The sequence below is a fragment of the Streptomyces sp. NPDC006435 genome, assembly GCF_040612315.1.
Taxonomy (GTDB): Bacteria; Actinomycetota; Actinomycetes; order Streptomycetales; family Streptomycetaceae; genus Streptomyces.
Window position 1 is genome coordinate 1 of record NZ_JBEXPY010000114.1, and the last position, 3,426, is coordinate 3,426.

At 71.5% G+C, this 3,426-nt stretch carries 4 protein-coding genes; 1 reads left to right on the top strand and 3 read right to left on the bottom strand.

The window, feature by feature from the left end:
* Positions 1–325: 325 nt before the first annotated feature.
* Positions 326–1,333 carry a stage II sporulation protein M gene (locus ABZZ04_RS39300; protein ID WP_356937036.1) on the bottom strand — a complete coding sequence of 336 codons (1,008 nt, stop codon included), beginning with the start codon at positions 1,331–1,333 and terminating at the stop codon, positions 326–328.
* 123 nt (positions 1,334–1,456) lie between these two features.
* Here ABZZ04_RS39300 and ABZZ04_RS39305 point away from each other — a divergent pair, with 123 nt between their 5' ends.
* The gene (locus ABZZ04_RS39305) at positions 1,457–2,458 is read left to right on the top strand and encodes an RDD family protein (protein ID WP_356937037.1); all 1,002 of its coding nucleotides are present in this window, start codon (positions 1,457–1,459) and stop codon (positions 2,456–2,458) included.
* Between the two features lie 88 nt (positions 2,459–2,546).
* Here ABZZ04_RS39305 and ABZZ04_RS39310 read toward each other — a convergent pair whose 3' ends face one another.
* The gene (locus ABZZ04_RS39310) at positions 2,547–3,158 is read right to left on the bottom strand and encodes a hypothetical protein (RefSeq protein WP_356937038.1); all 612 of its coding nucleotides are present in this window, start codon (positions 3,156–3,158) and stop codon (positions 2,547–2,549) included.
* Positions 3,159–3,350: 192 nt separating this feature from the next.
* The coding region (locus ABZZ04_RS39315; RefSeq protein WP_351584125.1) for an adenosylhomocysteinase at positions 3,351–3,426 on the bottom strand (76 nt) is incomplete at its 5' end.

Sequence of the window (3,426 nt, forward strand, 5' to 3'; positions counted from 1 at the left end):
CTTCCGACTCTACCAGAACCTTTTCCCGTTCCGTTTCCGGACCGGATTCCGAATTCTCGGTGACCGTCGAAGTGGTCTTTTGCCTTTCGGCGGATCCAGACTTTACCAGAAACATTCTGCCGAAAAACCGGCTTCACGATTCGAAGTAAGAGGATCGATGGCTCTGCGGAAATTCCATTTCCGGTGAGAGCGAAGTAGAGACTAACTGTCGAGCTCGAACTTGTCCAGTCCGAGGCAACCGTTAAAATCTACCTCCCCAGATCCGCTGTGTCAACAGTTTCCTGGGCGAAGAGGAGACTAGCAGGTCAGCGGGGCCGTATGCACATCAGGCGGCGACGGGGAGTTCGGCGCTGCGCTCCGCGGCCTCGATGTCGCCGCTCTCGCCGGCACGTGCCGCTCGGCCGCCCAGGATGTAGACGTAGGCGAGGAAGGCCAGCTCCGCCACGATGCCGATGGCGACGCGGCCCCAGGTCGGAAGGCCGGAAGGGGTGACGAAGCCTTCGATCACGCCCGAGACGAACAGGACCAGGGCCAGGCCGATGGCCATGCCGATCGCGGCCCGGCCCTGTTGGGCGAGGGCCGAGCGCCGGGTGTGCGGGCCCGGGTCGATGACCGTCCAGCCGAGGCGCAGCCCCGTACCCGCGGCGACGAAGACGGCGGTGAGTTCGAGCAGGCCGTGCGGAAGGATCAGCCCCATGAAGGTGTCGAGCCGGCCCGCCGAGGACATCAGACCGATGCCGACCCCGAGGTTGAGCACGTTGATGAAGAGGATCCAGATCACCGGGACGCAGAGGAACGCGCCCAGGACCAGGCACATGGCCGCGGCCTGGGCGTTGTTCGTCCACACCTGGGCGGCGAACGACGCGGCCGGGTGGCTGGAGTAGTACGTCTCGTACTCCCCGCCGGGGCTGGTGAGGCGGCGGAGGTCGTCGGGGGCCGCGATGGCCGACTGGACCTCCGGGTGCGTACCGATCCACCAGCCGATGACCGCCGCCAGCACCGTGGAGAGCACGGCCGTCGGTATCCACCAGTGCCGGGAACGGTAGACGGCGGCGGGGAAACCGGCGGTGAGGAAGCGGGTGACATCGCGCCAGGAGGCTCGGCGGGTGCCCGTGACCGTGGACCGGGCGCGCGCCACGAGCTGGGTCAGTCGGGCGGTGAGCATCGGGTCCGGGGCACTGGACTGGAGGAGCGAGAGATGGGTGGCCGTGCGCTGGTAGAGCTCGACGAGTTCGTCGGCCTCCGTACCGGTGAGGCGGCGCCCGCGGCGCAGGAGCTGGTCCAGGCGGTCCCACTCGGCGCGGTGGGCGGTCACGAATACATCGAGATCCATGTTCGGCTGCTGCTCCAGGCATGGGTGCGTACGGGTTCGTACTACGGCGGGGGCGCGCTGCGGGCCAGCTTGGCAGACTGAGGGCCCGAGGGGCAGGGACGATCGGCGAAGGATGGGGCGGCGATGAGTGAGCTCGTGACCGGGGACGCGGTCGTGCTGGGGCTGCGGCCGGCGAAACTGCCGAGCCGGGCGCTGGCGGTGGCCATCGATCTCGCCGTGGTGGGGGCGGCGTTCGTCCTGGTGTCGATCGGGCTGGCCGTCGCGACGGCGACGCTGGACGACGCGGCGCTCGCGGCGGTGTCCGTCGCGAGTTTCCTGCTGATTCTGGTGGGCGGGCCGATCGCGGTGGAGACGCTGAGCCACGGGCGTTCGCTGGGGAAGCTGGCGTGCGGGCTGCGGGTGGTCCGGGACGACGGGGGGCCGATCCGGTTCCGGCACGCGCTGGTGCGCGGGGCCGTGGGGGTGGTCGAGATCCTGCTGACGCTCGGGGTCGTCGCCTGTATCGCCTCGCTGGTGTCGGCCCGGGGGCGGAGGCTCGGGGACGTGTTCGCGGGGACGCTCGTCGTACGGGAACGGGTGCCGGCCTCGCGGGCTGCTGCCGTGCCGCCTCCGCCGCCGTGGCTGGTCGGGCGGTTCGCGGGGCTGGACCTGTCGGGGGTGCCGGATTCCCTGTGGCTGGCCGTCCGCCAGTACCTGACACGGATGCACCAGCTCGACGCGCAGGTCGGCGGGGCGATGGCGGAGCGGCTGGCCGGGGAGCTGGCGGGGCGGACCGGGGTTCCGGCGCCGGAGGGGGTGCCGGCCGGTGCGTACCTGGCCGCGGTGGTGAACGAGCGGCAGGCCCGGGACGCGCGGCGGATGTTCGTCGCGGCTCAGGAGAGTGCCCGGGAGCGCGGTGCCCGGGAAAGCGGTGCGCTGGGGAGCACCGTGCGCCCCGGTGGTTCCGGTGAGCCCGGGGGTGTGGCTCCCGGGTGGGCGCCGGTGGTGTCCGGGCCTGTCGCGGAAGGCGTCGGGGCGGGTGCGTCGGGGCGGTCCGCGGGTGCGGAGGGGCCGGGACGGGGCGCTGGGGTGACGGACGACCGGACACCGCCGCCCGCTGCCACCGGGTTCGCGCCGCCCGCCTGAGACGACCCGGCCGAGACCACCTGTACGAGGGCCGTCTGCCTGCCGACCGCCTGCCCGAGGGTCGCCGCAGGTCCGGGGAACCCTGCTCTCAGGCGTACGAGGGTGGGGAGTCCAGGTCCTCCAGCTCGATGCCGGGGGCTGCCAGGACCACGTCGCCGGCGATGTGAACGGTGTGCCGCTCGCCGGTGTCCAGGGCGCTGACCTGGTATTCGTCCACGGTCAGGGGGCCGTTGTCAGTGGCGTGCGTTTCACTGTTCACCAGCGCCCAGGACTGGTCGACGGTCCGGGGCGCGAGGACCGGATCCGTGAAGGCGACCAGACGTACGCGGGTCGCGGTCGAGGCGGGGGTGAGGCGCAGCAGTCGTGCGGTCGCGACGAGGAACGCGGGGGACGTGCCGGTGAAGGCGTGGGCGGGGACATTGCCTTCGGTGGCATGGGTGCCGGTCGGGTCGGTGCGGACCCAGGTGACGCCTTCGAGGGCGGCGCCGCGGACCTGCCAGCTCGCGGCGTGGAGTTCGAGGCGGATGGGGCGGCCGAGTTCGTCGAGGGTGAGGTCGACGGAGCCGAGGTGATCGCCGGACGGGGCGGTGGTCCTGGAGATGTAGCGCCAGCCGGAGGGGCCGGGGGCGCATTGGAAGTGCTCTTCGCCGAGGGGGGTGTGATCGTGGAGATCGTGGAGCGAATATCGGCCGCGGGGCATGGGGTCCTTCTGGGGTCCTCGGGCTGAGCGGGCGCGGTACGGCGCAGGCCCCCGACACGGGGGTGCGGGGGCCTGCGTTCGTCACTGCTGCTGAGACCGTTCCGGTCGCCGACGGCCTGTCGTCACCGACCGGTGGTGGCCGGCTGGGTGGTCACCACCGGTCGGTGCCGGGATGGTCGTCGGTGGGTGGGGTCAGTAGCGGTAGTGGTCGGGCTTGTACGGGCCCTCGACCTCGACACCGATGTACGCGGCCTGCTCCGGGCGGAGC

Excerpts from the sequence above, each read along its gene's own strand:
- ABZZ04_RS39305 (WP_356937037.1), top strand. The coding sequence starts at position 1,457 with ATGAGTGAGCTCGTGACCGGGGACGCGGTCGTGCTGGGGCTGCGGCCG.
- ABZZ04_RS39300 (WP_356937036.1), bottom strand. The coding sequence starts at position 1,333 with ATGGATCTCGATGTATTCGTGACCGCCCACCGCGCCGAGTGGGACCGC.
- ABZZ04_RS39310 (WP_356937038.1), bottom strand. The coding sequence starts at position 3,158 with ATGCCCCGCGGCCGATATTCGCTCCACGATCTCCACGATCACACCCCC.